We start from the raw sequence: 23,439 nt of genomic DNA, 5'->3' as shown, positions 1-23,439 counted from the left end.
TGCGCCATCTGCAGGTGCTGCGCTGAAGTTGCGGGAATTGGCTGTAAGCCGTGCTATCATCTGGCCCTATGACGCGGACAGGCATCGGCGTTAAGGCGCGGGGAGGATAGCAAGGGGAAAGCCATGGCACGCTGGACCGTTACATTCACAGATAAGCCGGAAATGGACCGGGTGCGCGGCGACAAAAAGCGCCGCGACGCGCATATCGCCTTTGTGCGCTCACGTCCCGAGCTGCAGATCGGCGGAGCCTTGGCGATGCGGCCAATGCAGGACTTTCCCGGTGCGATTTGGAATGTGGAAGCGGAGACCCGGCAGGACGTGGAGCGGCTGATCCTGCAGGACCCCTATTACGTCGCGTCCTTGCGGACCTACAAAATCACCGAATGGGGCACCGCCTCAGCCATCCAGGGAATGCTGTCATGAACGCACCTCAGGAAACCCGCAAATCCGCGCCGGCACTGACCCGCTGGGCAGTGATGTTCCGCGATGCCCCCGCGATGATGGATATCCGCGCTGACAAGGCGCGGCGCGATGCCCATGTAGCTTACGTGCAGGACCACCCCGAGCTCCGGATCGGCGGCGGGCTGAAGCCGGACCCCGAGGGTGATTTCTGCGGCGCGCTGTGGATTGTCGAGGCCGAAGACCGGATCGAGGTGGAGCACCTGATCCATGGCGATCCGTTTTATGTGCCGGCCTTCCGCTCCTATGAGATCTTCACCTGGGGCAAGATCCTGGAAGATCAGACCGCGGTTCTGTGAGGCTGGCGCCGCGCCAGCGGCGCAATTTTCCTGAGGAAGAAAATTGGCCGGAAAATTTGAATTTTCCGGTGCGTTGCACGTCGCGGTTCCGGCTGCCCCTGCAATCCTGTTGACCCTGCCTGCGGGCCTAGGTATCCGCAGTCCTGAACATATGGGACGCCAGTTATGAACCTCTTTACCGACATCCGCTCGCTTGTGATTGACAGCCTGACCGCCATGACCGGCGAAGGCGTGCTGCCCGAGGGGCTCGATTTTGCCAATGTCGCAGTGGAGCCGCCGCGCGACGCTGCCCATGGCGACATGGCCACCAATGCGGCGATGGTGCTGGCCAAGCCCGCCAGGATGAAACCGCGCGACATCGCCGAGGCACTGGCCGCCAAGCTGGCTGCGGATGAGCGTATCACCTCGGCTGAGGTCGCAGGCCCGGGCTTCCTGAACCTGCGGCTGGCGCCGGGCATCTGGCAGGGGGTTCTGAAATCGGTCCTGGACGCAGGCACGGATTTCGGCCGCTCCGCCATGGGCGCAGGCAAACGCGTGAACGTGGAATATGTCTCGGCCAACCCGACCGGCCCCTTGCATGTGGGCCACACCCGCGGCGCGGTCTTTGGCGATGCGCTGGCGTCGCTGCTGGCCTATGCCGGCTATGACGTCACCCGCGAATACTACATCAATGACGGCGGCGGCCAGGTCGACGTGCTGGCGCGCTCGGTCTACTTGCGTTACCTGGAAGCACACGGCCAGGAGATCGCCTTTGCCGACGGCACCTATCCCGGCGACTATCTGGTTCCCGTGGGGCAGGCGCTGAAGGACAAGGTGGGCGGTGCCTATCTGGATCAGCCCGAAGACGTCTGGCTGGCCGATGTGCGGGTGTTCTCGACCGATGCAATGATGGAGCTGATCCGCGAGGATCTGGCCCAGCTCGGCATTGAGATGGATGTTTTTTACTCGGAGAAATCCCTCTACGGCACCGGCAAGATCGAGGCGGCGCTGGAGGCGCTGGAAGCCAAGGGGCTGATCTACCAGGGCGTGCTGGAGCCGCCGAAGGGTAAGAAGCCCGATGATTGGGAGCCGCGCGAGCAGACCCTGTTCAAATCCACCGACCACGGCGACGACGTCGACCGGGCAGTGAAGAAGTCCGATGGCTCCTGGACCTATTTCGCACCGGACATCGCCTATCACTACGACAAGGTCGAGCGCGGTTTTGATGAGCTGATCGACATTTTCGGCGCCGACCACGGCGGCTATGTCAAGCGGATGAAGGCGGCTGTGTCGGCGCTGTCCGACGGCAAGGTGCCGCTGGACATCAAACTGTGCCAGCTGGTCAAGCTGTTCAAGGACGGCCAGGAATTCAAGATGTCCAAGCGGGCAGGGACCTTTGTCACCCTGCGCGACGTGGTCGATGCGGTGGGGCCGGATGTGACCCGCTTCATGCTGCTCACCCGCAAGAACGACCAGGGCTTCGACTTTGACCTCGACAAGGCGCTGGAGCAGTCCAAGGACAATCCGGTGTTCTACGTGCAATACGCCAATGCACGGATCTGCTCGACCCTGCGCAAGGCCGGCGAGCAGGGGATTGCGGCGGATGACGCCACGCTTGCCGGCGCCGACCTCAGCCTGATCGCCGATCCGGCGCAGCTGGCAGTGGCCAAGAAGCTGGCCGAATGGCCGCGTCAGGTGGAAATTGCCGCCCGCACCAACGAGCCGCACCGTGTGGCCTTCTATCTTTACGACCTCGCCTCCGAGCTGCACGGGCTCTACCACCTCGGCAAATCGAACGAAGGTTTACGATTTGTTAACGAGAGCAGCCAATCGGCAACACATGCGAATTTGGCGCTGGCCCGGGCCGTTTCCGTTGTCATTTCCGCAGGTCTTGGTATTCTTGGCGTCAAACCGGCAGAAGAGATGCGATAACCGGAGGGGCTGGTCCCTGAGGGTATAAATCACACGTTCCGCCGGACTGAGGCAGTTCAAGAGACTTGGGGCGCGGCGCTGTTTGGGCGCCGCCGAACCGGGCAGTGAGGCGGAAATGGCGTATTTTGCGCAGGCGGGCCAGGAGCACGCCTATACACAGGGCGGTGCCCGGGAACAGGACACCGCAGCTGACCATTCTTACGGTCAGCCGTATTCCCCCCAGCAGTATACCGGCCCTGGCGCCGAACCGGATTACGGCTATGCCGACCCCTCCTATGGCTACCAGCCCGAAGAGCAAGGCGGGGACGCTCATGGATATGCCGCCTATGCGGCTCCGGCAGGGCTGCGGGCGCGGTTTTCCAGGACGCTGAGCCTCTTGGGGGCGGCCGCCTCGATCGCGCTGGTGGCTGGCGTCGGTTTCTGGGGCTACAAGCTGGTGATGCGCGATGTCAGCGGCGTGCCGGTTGTGCGCGCGGCTGAAGGCCCGATGCGCGAGCAGCCTGCCAACCCTGGCGGCACCCAGGCCGACCATCAGGGGCTGGCGGTGAACGCTGTGGCAGCGCAAGGCAGTGCCGAGGCCCCGGCCGAGCGGCTGACGCTGGCGCCTGCCGCGATTGAATTGACAGAAGACGACAAGCCGCTGCCGCAGCTGGCCGCCGAAGCTGCCCCGGAGGAGCTGCCTGCAGCTCCGGCAGAGCCCCAGGCTCCGGCAGCCCCGGGTGTGAGCGAAGACGCAGTGGCCTCATTCCAGAACGGTGATATCGACGCGCTTGTTGCGGAACTGGCGCGCGAGGCGGAAACGCTGTCCGCCGCGGTGCCCGCGTCCGCTCCGGCTCCTGCCATCGTGCAGCCGGAGCCGCTGCAGCCGGCGCTTGCCGCCGCCTCCGTCTCTCCGGCTCTGCTGAATGCGCCGGGTGTCAAGGTCTCGCTGCGGCCATCGGCCCGGCCCGCAAGGTTCAGCCCCGCTCCGGCCGCAGCCGCACCGGCGGCATCCGCGGCCACCGTTGATGTCGACCCGGCCACCCTCGCGGCAGGTACCCGCCTGGCGCAGCTTGGCGCCTATGAGAGCCCGGAAGTGGCGCGCGCCGAATGGGACCGAATCCAGGCCCGTTTCCCGGATTACCTCAGCAGCAAGCAGCGGGTGATCCAGCGGGCTGAAAGCGGCGGCCGGACCTTCTACCGCCTGCGGGCCATGGGCTTTGCCGGCTTGTCGGATGCCCGCCGCTTCTGCTCGGCGCTGGTGGCCGGCAATGCGGATTGCATCCCGGTGACCACCCGGTAATGATTAACCAGCCGTTAATCGTGTAAGTGAGATACTTCTTTTGCCCGGGCATACCGGGCGGTGCCTGCCGGTTCCTCCCCGGCGGGCTGCAAGCATCCTGAAACGGGTGCCCATGTTCCAAGGAGGAAGCTGGCAGGGGGGGCAGACATGGCTTACGGAGCCACAATCCTGGATGCAGAGGGTCTTCGCCTGACGGCGGATGAAAAGGCGTTTTTCCGCGACGCGGATCCGTTTGGTTTCATCCTGTTTGCCCGCAATCTGGATGACGTTGAGCAGATCCAGGCGCTGTGCGCGGATTTCCGCGAGGCGGTGGGCCGGAACTGCCCCATCACCATCGATCAGGAGGGGGGCAGAGTGCAGCGCCTGCTGGCGCCTTTGGCGCGGGAATGGCAGCCGCCGCTGGACCACGTCCAGCTGGCCGGCGAAGAGGCGGTGCGGGCGATGTACCTGCGCTACCGGCTGATCGCCCATGAGCTGCACACCCTGGGCATCGACAGCAACTGCGCTCCGATTGCTGATGTGGCCTGCGCCGAAACCCATCCGTTCCTGAAAAACCGCTGTTATGGCACCGATGCCGCTGCCGTTGCGCGGATTGCACGCGCCGTGGCCGCCGCGCATCTGGACGGCGGCGTGCTGCCGGTTCTGAAACATATTCCGGGCCATGGCCGCGCCACCGCCGACAGCCATTTGGACCTGCCGCATGTGGCTGCCCATCCCGCCGAGCTGGAGGACAGCGACTTTGCCGCCTTCGAGGCGCTGAATGACTTGCCGCTGGGGATGACGGCGCATCTGGTTTACGAGGCCTATGACGACCGCCCCGCCACCACTTCGCCGGTGATGATGCGGCTGATCCGCGAGCGCATCGGATTTGACGGGCTGATCATGACCGACGATATCTCGATGAAGGCAATGCAGGGCGCGCTGGCCGGCAATGCCCGGGCCTCGATTGAGGCAGGCTGCGATGTGGTCCTGCTGTGCAACGCCTCGCTGGAGGAGCGCATCAGTGTGGCGGACGCCGCAGGCTCGATGACAGAAGCGGCGCAGACCCGCGCAGACCGCGCGTTGGAGGCCCGCCGCCCGCCCGCTGCCCTTGACATTCTGGGCGCTGAAAGAGAACTTGCCGCCCTCATGGGCGGGCAGGTGTATGGCTGAGCAGTCACTTTTTTCGGAAGCGGATTCAACGGTAGAGCAGCGGCTGGCAGCCGAGGCTCTGATCGTGGATGTGGACGGGTTCGAAGGCCCGCTCGACCTGCTGCTGACGCTCTCGCGCACCCAGAAGGTGGACCTGCGCCGGATCTCGGTGCTGGAGCTGGCCAAGCAGTATCTGGCCTTTGTCGAAAAGGCCAAGGAGCTGCGCATCGAACTGGCCGCGGATTACCTGGTGATGGCCGCCTGGCTCGCCTTCCTGAAATCCCGCCTGCTGCTGCCCCCGGACCCGGAGGAAGAAGGCCCTTCGGGTGAGGAGCTGGCCGCCCACCTGGCCTTCCAGCTGGAACGCCTGCAGGCGATGCGCGATGCCTCGGCCCGGCTGATGGCCCGCGACCGGCTGGGCCGCGACTTCTTTGCCCGCGGCGAGGTCGAGACCGTCGCCCGGATCAAAACCGTTACCTATACCGCCAACTTGCTGGACCTGATGCAGGCCTATGCCCGCATCCGCACCAAGGATGACTTCCGCCCTTTCGTGATGGACCGCGACTCGGTCTTCACCATGGAGGAGGCGCTGGACCGGATGCGCCACCTCTTGGGCTTTACCGGCGACTGGACCGACCTGATCAGCTATCTTCCGGACGGCTGGCACAGCGATCCGGTCAAACGCCGCTCAGCCACCGCGGCGACCTTTGCGGCCTCGCTGCAGCTGGTCAAGGAAGGCAGGCTTGAACTGCGCCAGAGCGAAACATTTGCGCCCATTCAGCTGCGCAGCCTCGACGGGGACCATTGATGGAAGATCAGATCATGGACGGCCAGAACGCGGCAGGCCCAAGCGCCTCGGGCCGGACCGAGAACGACACCCTGTTCGATGCGCCGCCGATGGCCGAACAAGAGCGCATGGTCGAAGCCGTGCTGTTTGCCAGCGCCGAGCCGGTCACATTGCGCGACCTTGAGGGCCGCCTGCCGCCCGGCTGCAACCCGCGCGAGGCGCTGGAGCATCTGCGCAAGCGCTACGAGGGGCGCGGGGTGCGCGTCGTGCGGCTGGGCGATGCCTGGGCGATCCGCACCGCGCCGGACCTGGGTTTCCTGATGCAGAAGGAAACCACCGAGCTGCGCAAGCTCAGCCGCGCCGCGATTGAGACCCTGGCCATTGTTGCCTACCACCAGCCGGTGACCCGCACCGAGATCGAGGAAATCCGCGGCGTGTCCGTCTCGCGCGGCACCATCGACCAGCTGATGGAGATGGACTGGATCCGCCTGGGCCGCCGCCGCATGACCCCGGGCCGTCCGGTGACATTTGTTGTGACGCCGGACTTCCTGGACCACTTCGGCCTCGAAAGCGCCCGCGACCTGCCGGGCCTCAAGGAGCTGCGCGCCGCGGGTCTGCTGGAAAACCGCCCGCCGCCGGGATCTTTGCCGATGGGGCAGGGCGGCGACGAGGACGAAGAGCCGGAAGAACAGGCAGAACTCTTCGAAGAATGATGCCTGTTTGCCGCGGTGCGTGTTTCATTACAGCATTGTGACCGCGGCTTTCCTCAGCCGGACATGTGCTGCGCCCCGGAATTGTCTTAATCTCAATTTAATATATCGGGCAGGCAATAAACGGGGCTGAGGCAATGAACATCAACTGGATCATCAACATGGTGCTGCGCAAGCTGGTCGGCCGTGCCGTCAATGCAGGCATCAATGCTGGCATTGGTGCTGTGGCCAAGCGCGGCAAGCGGCAGGGGCAGGGCAGCCAGCCTGTGCAGCAGGCAGGCCGCTCACGCATCCCTTCGGTCAAGCCGGGGCGCCGTCAGGGCTGACCGGCTTGCGGCGCAGGCCAAGCGCTTCCGCGGCACCGGTAAGGGCCAGCAGCGCCGACAGCACAAGACAGCCGGCAAGCCCCCATTTGGCAAACAGCAGGCTGCTGCTAAAGGGGGCGGCAAAGACGCAAAGATAAGTCACGGTGCTGTAGAGCCCCATGATGGCGCCGCGCTGTGACAGGTCCAGCGCGGTCAGCCGCGCCACCAGCAGGTTGAGGCCGAGATGCTGGAACACACCCCAGACCACGGCGGCGCCCAGCAGCAGCGCATAGTTCGGCGCTGCGGCAGCCAGCAGCACGTAGCTGGCGGCAATCACCAAAAGCACCGGCGCTGTGGCGCGCGCCAGTCCCAGCCGGTCCAGCAGCGGGTCCAGCAGCACGGCCAGCCCGAAGCCGATTCCATAGAACAGCGGCAGCAGCCCGGCCTGGGTGGTGCTGTGTCCCAGCACTTGGGTGATATGGGCGCCGGTGAAGAAGTAGCTGCCGTAGAACCCCATCATCAGCAGCGCCGCAGCCAGCAGCCCGCGCAGGATCCCCGGCACCCGCAGGGCCGTCAGCGGCGAAGTCGCCCTGCCGCTGGGGCTGCCCGCCCCGCGCAGGGATACGGCTGCCCCCCACAGCAGCAGCGCAATGCCTGCCAGCGCCCCGTAAACGGCGCGCCAGCCCGCCAGGTCGGTGGCCCAGGCGCTGACACTCACCCCCAGCACCATCGACACGGTCCAGCCTGACAAAACCAGCCCCAGCACCCGTGCCTCGCGCCCCTTGGGAGCGATCACCATTGCCAGCGTGTAGATCGAGGGCAGGGCGGCGCCAGCCGCCAGCCCGCACAGCACCTGCGCGGCCGCCAGCATCCAGGCATCCGGCGCCGCGGCGCTTGCGGCAAGCCCCGCCGCCAGCAGCAGCAGCGCCATCCGCAAAAGCCTCCCGGCACCGATCCGGTCGCCCAACGGGGCCAGCAGCAGCGCTGCTGCCGCCACCCCCAGCCCATAGGCGCTGGCCGCCCGCATGACTTCTCCCGTCGTGGCATCCAGGCTTTCACTCACCGCCGTCACCACCGGCGACAGCAGGAGCGAGTTTGCGCCAATCACGCCAATGGCGCTCATCAGGATCAATATGGGGGTACGCATGGGTTCCGCCTTGAATAATGTTCAGGCATATTTGCTATGATCTGAATGACGTTCTGTGAAGGGTCAGGGCATATGACGAAGGAAAAAACAGATGGTGTTCGGAAAACAGCCGGGGCCACCCGGGTTCTGGATGCTTTGGACCGAAGAATATTAGGCGCGCTGAGCAGTGATGCGACGCTTTCCTACGCGGCGATCGGACAGGACGTTGGCCTGTCGGCGCCTGCCGTGCACGAACGGGTTAAACGGCTGCGTGCTTCCGGCGCTATCGAGGCCACCATTGCCCGTCTTGATGGCGCCTCAGTGGGCAAGCCGCTTTTGGCATTCATCCATGTGGAGACCGAAGGCTGGGGCGTGACAACCGCGCTTCTGGCGCTGCAGGAGATGCCTGAGCTGGAAGAAATCCACAGTGCCGCAGGCGATGCCAATCTGATTCTCAAGGTGCGTGTGGCGTCACCCAAGGCGCTGGAAGGCCTGCTGGCCCGGGTCTACGAGGTCGAATGCGTCCGCGGCACCCGCACCCATATGGTGCTGTCCACGCATCTGGACAGGCCGGTGCAGGCAGGCACGACCGAGGAATTGTCGGTTGGGGGGCCGGTCAAGCAGCCCTCTGGCCAATAGGCCGGGCACCGCGCTTCTGCCCGAGGGCGTGCGCGGCCCTCAGCATTTGTCAGGCAGGCGTTTTGAAATGCTTCGACAGCTTCAGCCCCTGGCCCTGGTAGTTCGAGGCAATGCCAGCGCCATATAGCTGCTCCGGCACCTCGGCCATCTTCTCATAGACCAGCCGCCCGACCACCTGGCCATGCTCCAGCACAAAGGGCGCCTCGTGGCACCGCACTTCCAGCACTCCGCGCGAACCGGAACCGCCGGCAGCATCATGCCCAAAGCCCGGATCAAAGAACCCTGCGTAATGCACCCGGAATTCCCCCACCATCGCCAGGTAAGGCGCCATTTCGGCAGCAAAGGCCGGCGGGATGTGCACCGCCTCGCGGCTGACCAGAATGTAAAACGCGCCAGGGTCCAGAATGATGCGCCCGTCGCTGGTGCGCACCTCTTCCCAGTATTCCTGGGGGTCGTATTCGCCGATGCGGTCCAGGTCGATTACGCCGGTATGCGGCTTGGCCCGGTATCCGACCAGGTCGCTGCCCGGCAGCTTCAAATCGACCGAAAAGCCCAGGCCGTCCTCGATCACTGCCTCGCCGTCCACCAGCGGCGTGCCCGCGTGCAGCATCTTCAGTTCTGCATCGCTGAGCACCGCCTGGCCGGTGCGGAACCGGATCTGATTGAGCCGCATTCCCGGACGCACCAGCACCGAGAACGACCGCGGGCAGATCTCGGCATACAGCGGACCGGTGTACCCGGGCTTGATACGGTCAAACTCTTCGCCGCCATCGGTAATGGTGCGGGTCAGCAGGTCCAGCCGCCCGGTTGAGCTTTTGGCGTTGGCCACCGCCGAGACATCGTCCGGAAGCGCCAGGCTTTCCATCAGCGGCACCACATAGACGCAGCCCTTTTCCAGCACCGCGCCGCTGGTGAGATCGATCCGGTGCATCTCGAACTCGCTGAGACGGTCCGAAACGCTGCTGCCCTGGCCGGCCAGGAAGGATGCGCGGACGCGGTAGGCGGTATTGCCCAGCCGCAGGTCGAGGCTTGCCGGCTGCACCTGGCCTTCCACCAGCGGCGCACTGACCGCAATACCGCCGCTCTCCAGCATCTTTTCAATGGTTTGGCTGGGCAATACGCCTGTCATTTCCTGTCCCCCTCCCGCGCCGGTTTCCGGCGATGCTGGCCTATCGGGGTGCCTTGCGCAATCGGCAAAACAGGCCCCGGACACGAAAACGCCCGGGTGATGAACACCCGGGCGTTTTCATATGGTCGGGCTAGCAGGACTCGAACCTGCGACCTTCCGTCCCCCAGACGGACGCGCTACCAGGCTGCGCCATAGCCCGTTGCAGAGCCTTCTAACCGTTTTCGCGGCAGGGGCAAGAGGGCGCGGCCAGATTTTTTGCAGCTTCTTGCAGAAATCCTGCCGGCCGAAGCAGTTACGCAGACCTTGCCTTTCCTCTGCTGTTCTGCGGAAAAGAAAACGGCGCGGACTTCGCGCCGTTTTCTACCGGCTGCACTTATGGCTTGCTTGCGGCCAGCGCCCGCAATTCATCGGCGCAGGCAGAAATCTCTGCCAGGGAATGCGGGGGCAGGCTGCGAAGCGCTGCAAGATGGGCCAGTACTCCGGGCTGCACGGGCGCCGGTTCATCCAAAGCGTCTTCCGCCGCGGGTTCCGCTTCCACCAGGAGTTCAGTTGCCTCCTCTTCTTCGGCAGGCTCCGGTCCTTCGTCATTTCTGAAGCCGGAGGCGAATTCCAGCGCATCCACCTGGCGGGCCGCCTCGTCCAGATCGTGCGGCGGGAAGGGGGCTGGGCTTTCAGCTTCCTCCACTGGCTCCGCCGCCGGCGGTTCGGCAGGACTGCTTGCAAACGGATCGGCTGCCGTGCTGCCAAAGTCCATCGGCTCCTCGGGCCGCAACCCTGCTGCTGCAACCAGGGTGTCTTCTGCCGGGGTGAGTTCCGCCGCCGCATCCGGTTCCGCTTCCAGAGCCGGCTCCGGCGTCAAGTCTGCTGCTGGTGCAGTCTCTTCACTTGCAGCAATCTCTTCTGCTGCGGCAGTTTCCATGCCAGCCTCAGGCCCGGTGGCGATGCCTGCTTCCATCGCCGGTTCCATAGCTGGATCAGGCTCGGCTGCGGACTCTGGTTCGGCTGCGGCTTCCGGTTCAGCTGCAAACGTCTCTTCGGCAATAGAGTCCGGGCCAGCTTCCTGTTCCTGATCCGCTGCCGGTTCTGCCTCTGCTGCGGGTTCGAAACCGGGAGCAGGATCGGGCTCAGCAAACGGTTGGGCGTCCAGGGTTTGCTCCGGCGCAGCATCAGCTACGGCCTCCGATGCAGGTTCAGCACCGGCTGCTGCATCAGCTGCCTGCTCAAGGGGGGCAGGCATTGCCGCCGGACCGGCCTCGGTTGCCGCTTCCGGCTCCGTCAGCGGCTCCTGTTCAGGCTCCGGTGCTGCCGTCAGTTCGGGCGCCTCTTCAGGCCCGGCGGCTGCGGGCGGCTGCAGCGGGCCGGCTTCTGCCAGGACATCAGCTGCGGGCTCTGCGGTAGTTTCTGGCTCGGGCTGGGAAAAACTCTCAGCGGGGGAGTCTGCAGCGGGTTCCGCCGGAATCTCCGTCCAGGGCGAGGCGCTTTCCGGCGCCGCGGCTTCCGGGTGTTCGCTGGCGGCAGAGACCGGAGCAAGCTCAGATTCGGCGGCAGGCTCCTCTGGAGCTGCGGGTGATTCTGCAGTTTCGGCCGGAGGAACGTCTGCAGCAGCCGCTTCAGGCGCGGGGTGTTCCGGTTCAAGCGCATCGGCATGAGACAGTTCCGCATCGCCGGCGGGCGCCGGCGGATCCAGATCCAGATCCATCTGCGGCTCCTGTGCCGCCGGCTCAGGCAAGCTGTCAGCAGGCTGAGGATCGGAGGCAGGCTGCTGCGGAGCGGCCTGCTGTGGAAAACCGACGACATTGCCGGCGTGGGCTTCATCGCCGCCAGCCTGCAGGAAGGCCCGGTCCTGTGCCGCCTCTTCATGCGCCAGGTCCAATGAGCTTTGCCAGTCGCTGCCCAGCTTGTCAGCCGGGGGCGCTTCGGCGGGGGGCTCTTCCGTGCCGGTGTCCAGCGGATGCGAGAACTCGGCTACATGAGCCGCGCCGTGCTCCCGCAGCATCGCCTGCACATCCTTGATCGGCAGCCCGTCGTCATGCAGCAGCTTCTTGATCCCTCCCAGAAGCAGCATATCCGCAGGCCGGTAATAGCGCCGCCCGCCGGCGCGCTTTACAGGTTTCACCTGGGTGAATTTGCTCTCCCAGAAGCGCAGAACATGCGCCTGCACGCCCAGCCATTCCGCAACTTCACTGATGGTGCGGAAGGCGTCCGGTGATTTCGACATGGCCTAAATTGTCCCGTTTACTTACGGTTGCCGTCTGCCACGCGGTCTTTCATCAGGTGGGAGGGCCGGAAGGTCAGCACGCGGCGCGGCTGGATCGGCACTTCTTCGCCGGTTTTCGGGTTGCGCCCGACCCTGGCTGACTTGTCCCTTACGCTGAAGGTGCCGAACGAGGAGATCTTCACCTGTTCACCGCGCACCAGGGCATCCGACATATGTTGCAGCATGCTTTCCACCAGCTGTGCGCTTTCGTTGCGCGACAGGCCGACTTCCCGGAAAACAGCTTCACTCAAATCCATTCTCGTCAGTGTTTTTTCGCCCATACCAATCCCCGTTGTTTGCCAAAGCATAGGGCGCGGGGAAATTCCCTGTCAATATCAATGAATTGCACGGGGGTGTTCGGGCGAAGATTCGGGCCGGAGGGTTACCAGCGCAGCACAACGGCGCCCCAGGCGAGGCCGCCGCCAATGGCTTCGGTCACGATCAGGTCGCCTTCCTTGATCTGGCCGCGCGCCTTGCCGACCGACAAGGCCAGCGGAATGGAGGCGGCGGAGGTATTGCCGTGATCCTGCACGGTTACCACCACATTGTCCATGCTCAGGCCCATTTTCTTCGCGGTGCCCTGGATGATGCGGATATTGGCCTGATGCGGCACAATCCAGTCGACATCGCCGGCGCTGAGGCCCGCGCGGTCCAATGCGGTATTCGCGGTGGAGGCGAGTTTTTCGACCGCGTGGCGGAACACCTGGTTGCCTTGCATGCGCAGGTGGCCGGTCGAATTGGTCGACACGCCGCCGTCGACATAAAGGAGATCCTTGTAGCGGCCGTCCGAATTCAGATCGGTCGACAGAATCCCGCGGTCCTTGTTGGTGCCAGGCATTTCCTGCGCTTCCAGCAGCAGCGCTCCGGCGCCGTCGCCGAACAGCACGCAGGTGGTGCGGTCGGTCCAATCCATAATCCGGCTGAACGTCTCGGCGCCGATCACCAGCACCCGTTCAGCCTGGCCCGACGCGATCAGCGCGTTGGCATTGCTGAGCGCATAGACAAACCCCGCACAGACAGCCTGCACATCAAAGGCAAAACCCTTGGTCATGCCCAGCTTGGCCTGCACCATGGTGGCAGCAGAGGGGAAGGTGAGGTCGGCGGTGGAGGTTGCCACGACGATGGCGTCCACATCCTCAGCCGTCAGCCCTGCATCCGCCAAAGCGCTCTCAGCTGCCTTGGCGGCCATATCCGATGTGGTCTCTCCCTCGGCGGCGAAGTGGCGGCGTTCGATGCCCGAGCGGGTGCGGATCCATTCATCCGTCGTATCCAGCTCCGGCATGGCTTCGAATTCCGCGTTTTCAACAACCCGTTCGGGGAGATAATGGCCAGTGCCAACAACTACCGCGCGTCGCGTCATCCGGTGCCTGCCTTGCTTTTAGTCTTTTTCAGTGGCCGTCCGCAGTTCGCGGGGGGCATTCTCATCTTGGGGAGCCGCGCCGGCAGATGCAACCCGGGCAGCCAGTTTTTCGGCAAATCCATGCTGGGCCAGCCGGAAAGCGAGCTTAACCGCGGCTGAAATTCCGGTGGCATCGGCGCCGCCGTGGGATTTTACCACAGTGCCGTTGAGGCCCAGGAACACACCGCCGTTCACCCGCCGGGGATCCATCCGTTTTGACAGCCGTTTCAACGAGGTAACGGCCAGCAGCGCGGCGATCTTTGACAGGAAGGAATACTGGAACGCCTCACGCAAAGCGGTGCGCATCAGGCTGGCAGTGCCTTCGCCGGTTTTAATAGCAACATTGCCGGTGAAACCGTCCGTCACGATCACATCTGCGGTATCGCCGGGAATATCGCTGCCTTCGACAAAGCCGACGAATTCGAAGCTCGATTTCTCTGCATTGTCCGAAATCAGCGCAAACGCTTCCTTCAGCTCGGCCCGGCCCTTGTGCTCCTCAGTGCCAACGTTCAGCAGGCCCACCCGGGGGCGGGCAATATCCATCGAGTTGCGCACGTAAGAGGTGCCCATCAGGGCGTATTGCAGCAGATCCTCGGCATCGGCCTTCACGTCGGCACCGACATCCAGCATCACGTTGAAGCCTTGCGGATTGAGCGAGGGCCACAGGATGGCGATGGCGGGACGGTTGACGCCGGGCAGCTTGCGCAGACGCAGCATCGACAGCGCCATCAGCGCGCCGGTGTTGCCGCAGGAGACCGCGCCGCCGGCTTCGCCGTTCTTGACCGCATCCAGTGCCGACCACATCGAGGTGCCCTTGCCGTTGCGCATTACCTGGGAGGGCTTGTCCTCCATGGTGACCACTTCGCGGGCATCGCGAATCTCGACGCGGCCATTCAGCACGCGTTTTTTGGCAACAAGAGGCTTAAGCTGCTCGGCGGGGCCGTGCAGAATGAACCCGATATCCGGGTTCTTCTGGGCGGACATGGCAATGCCGGCCACCACAACTGCGGGGCCGGCGTCTCCGCCCATGGCGTCAACAGAAATAGTGATGCGGCCGGCTTCTGCCTGATTTTGATCGGGTTTACCCGTCATGCGAAAGCCTGCCTGGCATCAGGATCCTGTCCGTGGCTTACGCCGCGTCCTCATCGATCTCGATTTCGTCTGCAGCTGCGACGATTTCCTTATCGTCGTAGTGGCCGCAGGAGGGGCATACGTGGTGCGGGCGCTTCAGCTCGCCGCAGTTGCCGCATTCGTTCGGGTTCGCAGCAACCAGTGCATCGTGCGCGCGGCGGTTGTTGCGGCGCGATTTGGATACTTTGTTCTGTTGGACGGCCATGTCTCAACCTTTGTCTGTTTGGGCCTTGGGGCCATCCCCGCGGCTGGATTGCATTCGTGTTCGCTCGGTCTGACGTGCGTTTAGGCGCCTGCCCAAACATTGTCCAACCAAAAATTCCGATGAGCGCGCGAAAATACTGCGAATCTCCGGCGGCGCAAGGCGTTTTTTAAGGCAGCGGCGCTCTGCAGGCCAGATGCAATTTCCGCATGTGCGAAAAAACTGGTTCAGTCCTCATCTTTCAGCTGGCCGCGCAGCGCCGCAAGGCCTGCAAAGGGCCTGGCGTCCTCGTCCCGCATCGGGGCCACGCCGGGTTCGGCATAAACCGCTTCGCCCAGTTCGGCGCCGTCTTTGCGCGGGTAGGCGGGCAGATGCAGCGCCAGCGCCTCAACCATCACTTCGCCGGGATCAATGTGGGTGCCAAGCGCCTCAGTACTGTCATCCTCAGGCATCTCAACTTCACTGCCTTCGGGCGTTTCGAAGTTGGCGAGATAGGTCAGAGAGACCTTTTCGTCGATCCGCGTGCTCACCGGTTCCAGAGTGACCACACAGTCCTGCACAACCGTGGCCCCCAGTTCTCCGGTCAGCTGCCAGTCGCGCTTGCCGCGCGCCTTGACCGCGCCGACGAAGCGCAGCTTGCGCAGGGCGGTCAGCCCCAGCTCTGCTGCAATTGCGGCCAGTTCCTCCTTGCCGGGGGCAATTTCAAAGGCGGTCGGGCTGTTCTGCGGCAGATCCGCAACCCGCAAAGCGGTGCTCTCAGACATATTCGGGAACTTTCGTTTCTTGAACCGGAAGCGGTCATTAGGTAATCGGGTTCAAAGACGTATTCAAGCCGCACATTGCTGCGGCAGACTGGGGGGCAGTCATGTTTGCAAAGCGGTTTCATTCCAAGGCCATCCTGCGCGGCGCGGTTTTTGCGGTGGCGGGGCTGGCGCTGGCGGCCTGTGCCTCGGTCTACCGCAAGCACGGGTATGTGCCCGCGCCGGAGCTGCTGGCCGAAGTTGTGCCGGGGATCGACACACGGGATTCGGTGGCCGAGAGCATCGGGGTGCCCTCGTCGACCGGCGTGCTGAACGAAAGCGGATACTATTATGTTGCCACCCGCTTCCGTCACTATGGCGCAGCCGCACCCAAGCCGGTGGCGCGGGACCTGGTGGCGATCAGCTTTGACGCGCAGGGCGTGGTGCAGGCGATTGAGCGCTACAGCCTGGAAGACGGCAAGGTGGTGCCGCTGGAGCGCCGGGTGACCAGCTCCAGCGTCCAGGACAACACCTTCCTGCGCCAGCTGCTGGGCAGCCTGGGCAACTTTGGCCCCGATCAGTTCCTGCAGGAACAGTAAGCCGGCGTCACCGGGGCGTCACACTGCCTGTGCTAGGGGCTGAGCCGGGCAACGGGGAGGCTGTGATGGCACATCCGCAAACGCTTTTGAGCAAGGGGCGCTACCGCGCCCGCCTTGCGGCGGGGGCGGAGGATGTGGCGGCGGCGCAACGCCTGCGCGGCCTGTGTTTTGGCACCTCCGGCATTGATCAGGACGGTTTCGACGCTGATTGCATCCATGTGCTGGTGGAGGATATCCGCAGCGGCGCGCTGGTCAGCTGTTTCCGGCTGCTGGTGCTGGAAGGCGGAGGCGGTCTGGGCCGCAGCTATTCAGCGCAATTCTATGACCTCACCGCCTTGCAGGCCTTTCAGGGGCGGATGGCGGAAATGGGCCGGTTCTGCATCCATCCGGCGCGGAGCGATCCCGACATCCTGCGCGTTGCCTGGGGAGGGATGACGGCGTTTGTTGATGCCAATGAAGTGGAGATGCTGTTCGGCTGCTCGTCTTTTGCCGGCACGTCCGCAGAAGCCTATCTGGATGCGTTTGCGATGCTGAAGCACCGGCACCTGGCGCCCCAGCGCTGGCTGCCGCGGGTGAAGGCGCCCAATGTGTTCCGCTTTGCTGCCCGGCTGCGGCGCAAGCCGGATGCAAGAAAGGCAATGCTGCGGATGCCGCCCCTGCTGCGCAGTTATCTGATGATGGGCGGCTGGGTCAGCGACCACGCGGTGGTCGACACCCATATGAACACTCTGCATGTGTTCACCGGGCTTGAAGTCGGCGCCATCCCCGCGTCCCGCAAGCGGCTGCTCCGGGCCGTGGCCGGGGGGGATTGAGTATTTCCGGCAAGATGAAAGGCGAGCGTTGACGCGCCCTTGCAGCCGGTTTAGCTGGCTGGCATGGCACGTATTCCTCTTTTGCAGATGTCCGGTATCTCGCTGACCTTCGGCGGCAATCCGGTTTTCGCGGATCTTGATCTGGTGGTGCAGCCCGGCGACCGGGTGGCGCTGGTGGGCCGTAACGGCTCAGGAAAATCCACCCTGATGAAGGTGATGGCAGGGCTAGTTGAAGCGGACACCGGCTCGATCGTGGTGCCGCCGGGCAAATCGGTGGGCTACATGGAGCAAGACCCCAGGATGGAGGGGTTTGCGACGCTCGGCGATTTTGCCTCCAGCGGGCTGGAGCCGGGGGAGCTGTACAAGGTTGAGCGCGCGGGCGAAGGGTTGAAGTTTGACCCTGCGCGCCCGGTGGAGACCGCATCCGGCGGCGAACGCCGGCGGGCGGCGCTGGCCAAGCTGATGGCCGAGGCGCCGGACCTGATGCTGCTGGACGAGCCGACCAACCACCTGGATATCGAGGCGATCACCTGGCTGGAGAATGAGCTGAAGGCCACCCGTGCCGCCTTTGTGCTGATTTCCCACGACCGGGCGTTTCTGCGGGCTTTGACCCGGGCAACCCTGTGGGTCGACCGCGGCGAAGTGCGGCGGCAGGAGAAGGGGTTTGAGCATTTCGAAGCCTGGCGCGACAAGGTCTGGGATGAAGAGGACCAGCAGCGCCACAAGCTCAACCGGCTGATCAAATCCGAGAGCCGCTGGGCGGTGGAAGGCATCTCTGCCCGGCGCAAGCGCAACATGGGCCGGGTGCGGGCGCTGCAGGACCTTAAGGCGGAGCGCGCGGGCCAGATCAAGCGCCAGGGCACGGCCGAGATGGCGCTGGAGGCAGGCCCCAAATCGGGCCGCAAGGTGATCGAGGCGGAGGGGCTGGATAAGGCGTTCAGCGGCAAGCCGATTGTGCAGAACTTCTCGCTGAAGGTGCAGCGCGGCGACCGGGTGGCCTTTGTGGGCCCCAATGGCGCGGGCAAGACAACGCTGCTGAAGATGCTGCTGGGCCTGGAAGACCCGGATGCAGGCTCGGTGAAGATGGGCACCAATCTGGAGATTGCGCTGTTCGACCAGACCCGCGATCAGCTGGATGGCGATTCGACTCTTTGGGAGAATCTGACCGCAGACCCCTTGCTGGGGATTTCCGGCAAGGCGGATCAGGTGATGGTGCGCGGCCAGCCCAAGCATGTGGTGGGCTACCTCAAGGAATTCCTGTTCGACGAACGCCAGGCGCGGGCTCCGGTGCGGTCCTTGTCGGGCGGCGAGAAGGCGCGGCTGCTCTTGGCGCGGCTGATGGCGCGGTCCTCGAATCTGCTGGTGCTCGATGAACCGACCAACGATTTGGATGTGGAAACACTGGACCTGCTGCAGGAGCTCTTGGACAATTACGACGGCACCGTGCTTCTGGTAAGCCACGACCGGGATTTCCTGGACCGGGTGGCGACCACGACAATCGCCATGGAGGGCAATGGCAAGGCCGTGGCCTATGCCGGCGGCTGGAGCGACTACATTGCGCAGCGCGGGCCGCTGGAAATTGCGGCCAAGCCTGAGAAGGTGAAGCCTGCCAAGCCGAAAGCAAAGCAGGAGAGCCAGCCCAAGGATGGCCTGAGCTTCAAGGAGAAGCACCGGCTGGAGGCGCTGCCTGCTGAGATCGAGCGGCTGGAAGCGGAGATTGGCAAGCTGCAGGAACTGATGGCGGATCCTGAACTGTTCACCCGCGAACCGGTCAAGTTCAAAAAGGCGACCGAAGCCTTGGTGGAACGGCAGGAAAAGCTGGCCGCGGCCGAAGAGGAATGGCTGGAGCTGGAAGAGAAGGCCGGCGGCTGAGCCGGCTGAGGCCGGGTCTTCGGGTAGGGCAGTAAAGCTGACCAAATGTTTCGCGCGCGAAACATTTGGTCAAAGGTGTTGCCGTAAATATTTGTAATTAATTAATAAAAATGAAGATCCGGTTGCGGCGGCGGGCACCGGCTTAACAGCTGTCTGGACCTGCGTCAGAAGATACCAGCGGGCGGGCGGGGTTGCCGCCTACTGTGGCGCCGGGCGCAACATCGCGGGTTACAACGGCACCGGCGCCGACGATGGCGCCGTCGCCGATGGTGACGCCGGGCATCAGGATGGCGCCGCCGCCGATCCAGGCATCTGATCCCAAGGTGACGGGATAGGCGATTTCCAGCCCCTGAGCCCGCAGCGCCCTGTCCGTGTGGTGCTGGGCGCAGTAGATTTGCACATTCGGACCCAGCATGGTGCCGTCGCCGATTGTCACCGGGGCAGTGTCGAGAATGGTGCAGCCGGCGTTCATGTAAACGTTTCTGCCAAGCGTAATATTGATTCCATAGGCGCAGTGGAAAGGCGTCTCGATCAGGCAGTTTTCGCCGTGGCTTGCAAAGAGGGCGACCAGGGCAGGGCTGAGTTTCTCAGCCGGATCAGGGGGCGCCATGTTGTGCTGATGCACCGCAACCCGGGCCTGGTGGCGCAGCGCCGCCAGTTCGCTGTCCAGGCAGCAGTACCACGCGCCTGCCTGCATTTTCTGCCGTTCGGTTTTGGTCATCGGGGCCTCCCGGCCAGGAGTGAAGGGCTGGCGGGCGGGATTGTCAATCGCCGGGGGGGCTCCCGCGCCCGCGGGCGTCTTGGCTGCGCCAAGGCGCCTTAGTGCGGCCTTGGGCCGGGCGCCGCTGCGCGGCGCCGGTTTTTTGCTGAGAAGCGCTTCAGGGGCAGGTTTGCCTTGAAGGCGCCTGTCCGAGTGTGTGCCGCTGGCTGCGCGTCAAGGGTGAACCGTGCTGCGCACGGCGGCTGCGCCGCCCTTGACCCGCAGCCAGCGGAAGGGGATCAGCGCATGCGGAGTGCACCGTCGATGCGGATGACCTCACCGTTCAAGTAGCCCATCTCGACGATGAAACCGGCCAGGCGGCCGTATTCGCGCGGGTCGCCGAGGCGGGCAGGATTCGGGACATCGGCGGCGAGCTGCTGCTGCACCTCTTCGGGCAGCCCTGCCAGCATTGGGGTCATGAAGATGCCGGGGGCGATGGTCATGACCCGGATGCCGGAGGAGGCAAGATCCCGTGCCATCGGCAGGCACATGCCGGCAACGCCGCCCTTGGAGGCAGCATAGGCAGCTTGGCCTTTCTGCCCGTCGAAGGCGGCGATGGAAGCGGTGTTGATAATCACGCCGCGGGCGCCGTCATCCTCAGGCTGGTTCCTGGCAATCTCCACCGCGGCAAGACGGGCCACGTTGAAGGTGCCGACCAGGTTGATGTCGATGGTGCGTTTGTAGGCGTCGAGCGGATGCGGGCCGTCCTTGCCAACGGTCTTGGCGCCGATGGCAATGCCTGCGCAGTTCACGCAGGCGGTGATCCTGCCCATCTTCTCGGCAGCATGGGAGATGGCGTCAGAGACAGACTCTTCGCTTGTCACGTCAGTCTGCGCGAAGTGGCCGCCGATCTCCTGCGCGACTGAGGTCCCGCGGTCTGCGTCCCGGTCCAGGATCGTCACTTGGGCGCCCTGTTCCGCGAAGTAGCGCGCGGTGGCTTCACCAAGGCCGGAGGCGCCGCCGGTGATGACGGCAGCGGTGTCTGCAAGTTTCATGAGCGGGGCTCCTCCCGGTTATATGAACGTGTGTTCATATAATGCGGGCATACCCCAGCTGTCCAGCGGGACGGCGCGTCGCAGCGCGGTCAGGCCGGGGACATCAGCTTGCGGTCCAGTGCCGCCAGCGGGCGCAGCAGGCGGCCGAGCGGCGGCCAGTAGCCCCAGGTGCCGCCCAGACGGTGCAGTTTTGCGCCTGTGCCCAGCTTGAAGCGGGCCAGGCCGGGCGCGTCCTCAGTATTGATCAGGCCGAGGTCGAGCCGGGAGATGCCCTTGGAGGCGAGCCAGGACATGGCTTCCCACATCAGCAGGTTATGGGCGCTGAGCTGTTTTCCAAGCGCCGTGGTGTGGGCGATATGGTAGGTGGCGCCGGTGCCGTGGGTGAGGATCAGGATGGCGGCCACCGGTTCCTTGCGGTCAAAGGCCTGAAACAGTTTGGCCTGCCCCTTGTTCACCTGGGCATAGGCCAGTGTCAGGCCGATGGGCCAGCTGCGGTAACGGCGCCTGGCCTGCTGCCTGGCCTCGGCTTGAAACAGCCAGTGGGCAGGGGCGACGGGCAGGTTCTGACGGGTGAGACGGAGGCCTTGCGCTTCGCCGTGCTTGAGCCGGTTGCGCCATTTCTGATGCAGCGCAGCACGGCGCTGTTCGGGATCGCCGGTGAGGTCCAGCAGGGCTGCATGGGCAGGGCTCATCAAGGGCACGGCACCGCAGCGGGCGAGGTCCGGGACGGGAGATTCCGGCGACAGGACCACCGGCGTGCGGTGCAGCCCGTGTTCCTGCAGCAGTTCCAGCAGCCGCAGCGGCTTATGGAGGCGGGCACGGTTGACCATGGCGGCGCCGAAGCCGCCGGGAAAGCGGCGGTGCAGAACCAGCGTTTCCTCCAGGGCATCAAGGATCAGCGGCTGCTGGCCGCAGGCCTGCAGGGCGCGGGCAAACTCCGGCGTTTGCTGGATGGCGCGTGGGTGTCCGGCGGAGGAAGCATGGCGGGGCATTGCAGCGGCATGGGCAAGATCGAACATGACACCATTTACCGGTTGGAAACCTAAATCGTGGTTAATGAAAGGATGAAAAAAACAACGAAAGTTATGGGGCAATCAGCGCCGTCGCCGAGGCTGACAAAAGCGGCTGCCCTGCTGATTGCCACCGGCCTGTCGGTGCCGGTATTTGTGCTGCTGACTCTGCTGGAAAGCCTGCTGTTCTAAAAGCTGGCAGAGGCTCCCGCGCCCGCAGGCGCCTTGGCTGCGCCAAGACGCCTTTATGCAGCCTTGGGCCGGGCGCCGCTGCGCGGCGCAGGATTTTTGCTGGGACGCGCTCAGATGCAGGTCTGCTCAAAATGCTTTTGTATGCGGATTCAGGCCAGCCAGGTCTCAAAGCTGAACAGTGCAGCGCATGGCCGCACAGCGGCTCTTGATCCGGGAATGGCTTGATTTGACGATGGCGAATAAGGCGCACTTGCGCCGCGCGGCAGCGCGGCGCCACGCCCAACCATGAAGGCCCATCTTCGATGGGGCTGGAATGGGCGGGAGAGCTTTCCGGAAAAGGAAAGGGGAGCGCGGCGGCTCCCCTCATATTGTCTTTGCCAGGCGGATCAGCCGTCCAGCTTCACCAGCGCGTGGCGCTTCTTGCCTGCGCTCAGCTTGATCGGCGATGACAGCGCGCCTGCGTCGATCATCAGGCCTGCATCGGTGAGCGGCTGGTCGTCGATTTTGGCGCCGTTCTCGGAAATCAGGCGCTTGGCGTCCTTGCCGGATTTGGCAAGGCCGGATTTCACGATCAGCTGTACAATCGAGATGCCGTCGCCGAGGTCGGCAGGGGACAGCGACAGGGTGGGCAGGTCGTCACCCACGCCGCCCTTTTCGAACACTTCGCGCGCGGTGGCTTCAGCTGCGGCTGCCGCTTCGGCACCGTGGCAGAGCGTTGTGACCGCATTGGCCAGGATCACCTTGGCGGCGTTCACTTCAGATCCCGCCAGCGCGCCGAGGCGTTCGCATTCCTCTACCGGCAGCTCGGTATAGAGCTTCAGGAACCGGCCCACATCGGCGTCGGTGGTGTTGCGCCAGAACTGCCAGAATTCATAAGGGGAGCGCATCTCGGAGTTGAGCCAGACCGCGCCGTCCTGCGATTTGCCCATCTTCTTGCCGTCCGAGGTGGTCAGCAGCGGCGAAGTCAGGCCATAGATCTCATTGTCCAGCACCCGGCGGGTGAGGTCGATGCCGTTGACGATATTGCCCCATTGATCCGAGCCGCCCATCTGCAGGATGCAGCCGTAGCGGCGGTTCAGCTCCAGGAAGTCATAGGCCTGCAGGATCATGTAGTTGAATTCGAGGAACGACAGCGACTGCTCGCGGTCCAGCCGCGATTTCACGCTCTCAAACGACAGCATCCGGTTGACCGAGAAATGGCGGCCGATGTCGCGCAGGAATTCCAGGTAGTTCAGCCCGTCCAGCCATTCGGCGTTATTGAGCATCAGCGCCTTGTTGGGGGCGTCGGTGTCATAGTCGATATAGGCCGAAAACACCTTTTTGATGCCCGCGATATTGTCGTTGATCGCAGCCTCATCCAGCAAGGGCCGCTCATCGGCGCGGAAGGAAGGGTCGCCCACCTTGGTGGTGCCGCCGCCCATGAGCGTGATCGGCTGGTGGCCGGTCTTCTGGAACCAGCGCAGCATCATGATCTGGATGAGCGAGCCGACGTGCAGCGATTTTGCTGTTGCGTCAAAGCCGATATAGGCCGGGCGCACACCGCTGATCAGGGCGTCATCCAGCCCCTGGTAATCGGTGCAGTCCGCGAGGAACCCGCGTTCCATCATGACTGCGACGAAATCCGATTTCGGTGTGTAGGTCATAACATGCCTCGGTCTATAGGTTTTGCATCATGCCCTATAAATCGCATCG

At 64.2% G+C, this 23,439-nt stretch carries 25 protein-coding genes and 1 tRNA gene; 13 read left to right on the top strand and 13 right to left on the bottom strand.

The window, feature by feature from the left end:
• Positions 1–123 precede the first annotated feature (123 nt).
• The 8 genes from RA20_RS07300 (at position 124) to RA20_RS07265 (ending at position 6,905) form a co-directional block, all read left to right on the top strand.
• Positions 124–423, top strand: a complete 300-nt coding sequence (locus tag RA20_RS07300; RefSeq protein ID WP_039126107.1) for a YciI family protein — start codon at positions 124–126, stop codon at positions 421–423.
• Positions 420–758, top strand: coding sequence for a YciI family protein (locus RA20_RS07295; protein WP_052248872.1), 339 nt, complete (start codon positions 420–422; stop codon positions 756–758). The genes RA20_RS07300 and RA20_RS07295 overlap by 4 nt, the downstream gene beginning before the upstream one ends.
• A 165-nt stretch (positions 759–923) precedes the next feature.
• Positions 924–2,669: an arginine--tRNA ligase gene (argS, locus tag RA20_RS07290; RefSeq protein ID WP_039126103.1), complete on the top strand. Its 1,746-nt coding sequence runs from the start codon at positions 924–926 to the stop codon at positions 2,667–2,669.
• A gap of 115 nt (positions 2,670–2,784) precedes the next feature.
• Complete coding sequence (locus tag RA20_RS07285) at positions 2,785–3,951, top strand: SPOR domain-containing protein (protein WP_039126137.1); 1,167 nt, start codon at positions 2,785–2,787, stop codon at positions 3,949–3,951.
• A 147-nt stretch (positions 3,952–4,098) separates the two neighbouring features.
• On the top strand, positions 4,099–5,103 hold the full coding sequence (gene nagZ / locus RA20_RS07280; RefSeq protein ID WP_039126100.1) for a beta-N-acetylhexosaminidase: 1,005 nt from the start codon (positions 4,099–4,101) through the stop codon (positions 5,101–5,103).
• Positions 5,096–5,890, top strand: a complete 795-nt coding sequence (locus RA20_RS07275) for a segregation and condensation protein A (RefSeq protein ID WP_039126096.1) — start codon at positions 5,096–5,098, stop codon at positions 5,888–5,890. The genes nagZ and RA20_RS07275 overlap by 8 nt, the downstream gene beginning before the upstream one ends.
• Positions 5,890–6,582, top strand: a complete 693-nt coding sequence (gene scpB / locus RA20_RS07270) for an SMC-Scp complex subunit ScpB (protein ID WP_039126093.1) — start codon at positions 5,890–5,892, stop codon at positions 6,580–6,582. Before RA20_RS07275 ends, scpB begins: the two co-directional genes overlap by 1 nt.
• Positions 6,583–6,716: 134 nt before the next feature.
• Positions 6,717–6,905: a hypothetical protein gene (locus RA20_RS07265; protein WP_039126090.1), complete on the top strand. Its 189-nt coding sequence runs from the start codon at positions 6,717–6,719 to the stop codon at positions 6,903–6,905.
• Here the strand turns inward: RA20_RS07265 and RA20_RS07260 are convergent.
• Positions 6,880–8,031 (bottom strand): MFS transporter, encoded by a 1,152-nt coding sequence (locus RA20_RS07260; protein ID WP_039126088.1) that lies wholly within the window; start codon positions 8,029–8,031, stop codon positions 6,880–6,882. The two genes, RA20_RS07265 and RA20_RS07260, sit on opposite strands and share 26 nt — an antisense overlap.
• Before the next feature lie 72 nt (positions 8,032–8,103).
• Between RA20_RS07260 and RA20_RS07255 the strand changes: the two genes are divergently transcribed.
• A complete protein-coding gene (locus RA20_RS07255; RefSeq protein ID WP_039126087.1) occupies positions 8,104–8,649 on the top strand; it encodes an Lrp/AsnC family transcriptional regulator in 546 nt (181 codons plus the stop codon).
• Positions 8,650–8,698: 49 nt separating this feature from the next.
• On the opposite strand, the gene RA20_RS07250 is transcribed toward RA20_RS07255, so the two are convergent.
• From RA20_RS07250 to RA20_RS07215, 8 genes are all read right to left on the bottom strand, one after another.
• The gene (locus RA20_RS07250; protein WP_039126085.1) at positions 8,699–9,778 is read right to left on the bottom strand and encodes a 2'-deoxycytidine 5'-triphosphate deaminase; all 1,080 of its coding nucleotides are present in this window, start codon (positions 9,776–9,778) and stop codon (positions 8,699–8,701) included.
• A gap of 122 nt (positions 9,779–9,900) precedes the next feature.
• A tRNA-Pro gene (locus tag RA20_RS07245) sits at positions 9,901–9,977 on the bottom strand.
• A gap of 174 nt (positions 9,978–10,151) precedes the next feature.
• Positions 10,152–11,996 (bottom strand): MerR family transcriptional regulator, encoded by a 1,845-nt coding sequence (locus tag RA20_RS26105; protein ID WP_052248871.1) that lies wholly within the window; start codon positions 11,994–11,996, stop codon positions 10,152–10,154.
• Between the two features lie 17 nt (positions 11,997–12,013).
• On the bottom strand, positions 12,014–12,316 hold the full coding sequence (gene ihfA / locus RA20_RS07235; RefSeq protein ID WP_008207184.1) for an integration host factor subunit alpha: 303 nt from the start codon (positions 12,314–12,316) through the stop codon (positions 12,014–12,016).
• A gap of 101 nt (positions 12,317–12,417) precedes the next feature.
• Positions 12,418–13,395: a beta-ketoacyl-ACP synthase III gene (locus RA20_RS07230; protein WP_039126078.1), complete on the bottom strand. Its 978-nt coding sequence runs from the start codon at positions 13,393–13,395 to the stop codon at positions 12,418–12,420.
• A gap of 18 nt (positions 13,396–13,413) precedes the next feature.
• Positions 13,414–14,526 carry a phosphate acyltransferase PlsX gene (gene plsX / locus RA20_RS07225; protein WP_039126075.1) on the bottom strand — a complete coding sequence of 371 codons (1,113 nt, stop codon included), beginning with the start codon at positions 14,524–14,526 and terminating at the stop codon, positions 13,414–13,416.
• Positions 14,527–14,563: 37 nt separating this feature from the next.
• Positions 14,564–14,770, bottom strand: a complete 207-nt coding sequence (gene rpmF, locus RA20_RS07220; RefSeq protein WP_008558107.1) for a 50S ribosomal protein L32 — start codon at positions 14,768–14,770, stop codon at positions 14,564–14,566.
• Positions 14,771–14,994: 224 nt separating this feature from the next.
• Complete coding sequence (locus tag RA20_RS07215; RefSeq protein ID WP_039126066.1) at positions 14,995–15,531, bottom strand: YceD family protein; 537 nt, start codon at positions 15,529–15,531, stop codon at positions 14,995–14,997.
• Between the two features lie 101 nt (positions 15,532–15,632).
• Here RA20_RS07215 and RA20_RS07210 point away from each other — a divergent pair, with 101 nt between their 5' ends.
• From RA20_RS07210 to RA20_RS07200, 3 genes are all read left to right on the top strand, one after another.
• Positions 15,633–16,106 carry an outer membrane protein assembly factor BamE gene (locus RA20_RS07210; RefSeq protein WP_039126063.1) on the top strand — a complete coding sequence of 158 codons (474 nt, stop codon included), beginning with the start codon at positions 15,633–15,635 and terminating at the stop codon, positions 16,104–16,106.
• 65 nt (positions 16,107–16,171) lie between these two features.
• On the top strand, positions 16,172–16,918 hold the full coding sequence (locus RA20_RS07205; protein WP_052248870.1) for a GNAT family N-acetyltransferase: 747 nt from the start codon (positions 16,172–16,174) through the stop codon (positions 16,916–16,918).
• A 63-nt stretch (positions 16,919–16,981) separates the two neighbouring features.
• The gene (locus RA20_RS07200; RefSeq protein ID WP_039126060.1) at positions 16,982–18,790 is read left to right on the top strand and encodes an ABC-F family ATP-binding cassette domain-containing protein; all 1,809 of its coding nucleotides are present in this window, start codon (positions 16,982–16,984) and stop codon (positions 18,788–18,790) included.
• Positions 18,791–18,932: 142 nt separating this feature from the next.
• Here RA20_RS07200 and RA20_RS07195 read toward each other — a convergent pair whose 3' ends face one another.
• The 3 genes from RA20_RS07195 to RA20_RS07185 form a co-directional block, all read right to left on the bottom strand.
• A complete protein-coding gene (locus tag RA20_RS07195; RefSeq protein ID WP_039126058.1) occupies positions 18,933–19,511 on the bottom strand; it encodes a sugar O-acetyltransferase in 579 nt (192 codons plus the stop codon).
• 278 nt (positions 19,512–19,789) lie between these two features.
• On the bottom strand, positions 19,790–20,545 hold the full coding sequence (locus RA20_RS07190) for an SDR family NAD(P)-dependent oxidoreductase (protein ID WP_039126055.1): 756 nt from the start codon (positions 20,543–20,545) through the stop codon (positions 19,790–19,792).
• Between the two features lie 89 nt (positions 20,546–20,634).
• The gene (locus RA20_RS07185; protein ID WP_039126052.1) at positions 20,635–21,564 is read right to left on the bottom strand and encodes a GNAT family N-acetyltransferase; all 930 of its coding nucleotides are present in this window, start codon (positions 21,562–21,564) and stop codon (positions 20,635–20,637) included.
• 45 nt (positions 21,565–21,609) lie between these two features.
• Between RA20_RS07185 and RA20_RS25725 the strand changes: the two genes are divergently transcribed.
• Positions 21,610–21,747, top strand: a complete 138-nt coding sequence (locus RA20_RS25725) for a hypothetical protein (protein WP_193748789.1) — start codon at positions 21,610–21,612, stop codon at positions 21,745–21,747.
• Positions 21,748–22,133: 386 nt separating this feature from the next.
• Here the strand turns inward: RA20_RS25725 and tyrS are convergent, their stop codons facing one another.
• Positions 22,134–23,390, bottom strand: coding sequence for a tyrosine--tRNA ligase (gene tyrS / locus RA20_RS07180; protein ID WP_039126049.1), 1,257 nt, complete (start codon positions 23,388–23,390; stop codon positions 22,134–22,136).
• Positions 23,391–23,439 lie beyond the last annotated feature (49 nt).

The organism is Leisingera sp. ANG-Vp (assembly GCF_000813725.1).
Taxonomy (GTDB): domain Bacteria; phylum Pseudomonadota; class Alphaproteobacteria; order Rhodobacterales; family Rhodobacteraceae; genus Leisingera.
This window is presented reverse-complemented; position numbering and strand designations above follow the sequence as displayed.

Coding starts and splice junctions, on each gene's coding strand:
- RA20_RS07285 (WP_039126137.1), top strand. CDS start 2,785: ATGGCGTATTTTGCGCAGGCGGGCCAGGAGCACGCCTATACACAGGGC.
- argS (WP_039126103.1), top strand. CDS start 924: ATGAACCTCTTTACCGACATCCGCTCGCTTGTGATTGACAGCCTGACC.
- RA20_RS07255 (WP_039126087.1), top strand. CDS start 8,104: ATGACGAAGGAAAAAACAGATGGTGTTCGGAAAACAGCCGGGGCCACC.
- nagZ (WP_039126100.1), top strand. CDS start 4,099: ATGGCTTACGGAGCCACAATCCTGGATGCAGAGGGTCTTCGCCTGACG.
- RA20_RS07205 (WP_052248870.1), top strand. CDS start 16,172: ATGGCACATCCGCAAACGCTTTTGAGCAAGGGGCGCTACCGCGCCCGC.
- scpB (WP_039126093.1), top strand. CDS start 5,890: ATGGAAGATCAGATCATGGACGGCCAGAACGCGGCAGGCCCAAGCGCC.
- tyrS (WP_039126049.1), bottom strand. CDS start 23,390: ATGACCTACACACCGAAATCGGATTTCGTCGCAGTCATGATGGAACGC.
- RA20_RS07260 (WP_039126088.1), bottom strand. CDS start 8,031: ATGCGTACCCCCATATTGATCCTGATGAGCGCCATTGGCGTGATTGGC.
- RA20_RS07210 (WP_039126063.1), top strand. CDS start 15,633: ATGTTTGCAAAGCGGTTTCATTCCAAGGCCATCCTGCGCGGCGCGGTT.
- RA20_RS07275 (WP_039126096.1), top strand. CDS start 5,096: ATGGCTGAGCAGTCACTTTTTTCGGAAGCGGATTCAACGGTAGAGCAG.
- plsX (WP_039126075.1), bottom strand. CDS start 14,526: ATGACGGGTAAACCCGATCAAAATCAGGCAGAAGCCGGCCGCATCACT.
- RA20_RS25725 (WP_193748789.1), top strand. CDS start 21,610: ATGAAAAAAACAACGAAAGTTATGGGGCAATCAGCGCCGTCGCCGAGG.
- rpmF (WP_008558107.1), bottom strand. CDS start 14,770: ATGGCCGTCCAACAGAACAAAGTATCCAAATCGCGCCGCAACAACCGC.
- ihfA (WP_008207184.1), bottom strand. CDS start 12,316: ATGGGCGAAAAAACACTGACGAGAATGGATTTGAGTGAAGCTGTTTTC.
- RA20_RS07200 (WP_039126060.1), top strand. CDS start 16,982: ATGGCACGTATTCCTCTTTTGCAGATGTCCGGTATCTCGCTGACCTTC.
- RA20_RS07265 (WP_039126090.1), top strand. CDS start 6,717: ATGAACATCAACTGGATCATCAACATGGTGCTGCGCAAGCTGGTCGGC.
- RA20_RS07190 (WP_039126055.1), bottom strand. CDS start 20,545: ATGAAACTTGCAGACACCGCTGCCGTCATCACCGGCGGCGCCTCCGGC.
- RA20_RS26105 (WP_052248871.1), bottom strand. CDS start 11,996: ATGTCGAAATCACCGGACGCCTTCCGCACCATCAGTGAAGTTGCGGAA.
- RA20_RS07230 (WP_039126078.1), bottom strand. CDS start 13,395: ATGACGCGACGCGCGGTAGTTGTTGGCACTGGCCATTATCTCCCCGAA.
- RA20_RS07185 (WP_039126052.1), bottom strand. CDS start 21,564: ATGTTCGATCTTGCCCATGCCGCTGCAATGCCCCGCCATGCTTCCTCC.
- RA20_RS07300 (WP_039126107.1), top strand. CDS start 124: ATGGCACGCTGGACCGTTACATTCACAGATAAGCCGGAAATGGACCGG.
- RA20_RS07215 (WP_039126066.1), bottom strand. CDS start 15,531: ATGTCTGAGAGCACCGCTTTGCGGGTTGCGGATCTGCCGCAGAACAGC.
- RA20_RS07195 (WP_039126058.1), bottom strand. CDS start 19,511: ATGACCAAAACCGAACGGCAGAAAATGCAGGCAGGCGCGTGGTACTGC.
- RA20_RS07250 (WP_039126085.1), bottom strand. CDS start 9,778: ATGACAGGCGTATTGCCCAGCCAAACCATTGAAAAGATGCTGGAGAGC.
- RA20_RS07295 (WP_052248872.1), top strand. CDS start 420: ATGAACGCACCTCAGGAAACCCGCAAATCCGCGCCGGCACTGACCCGC.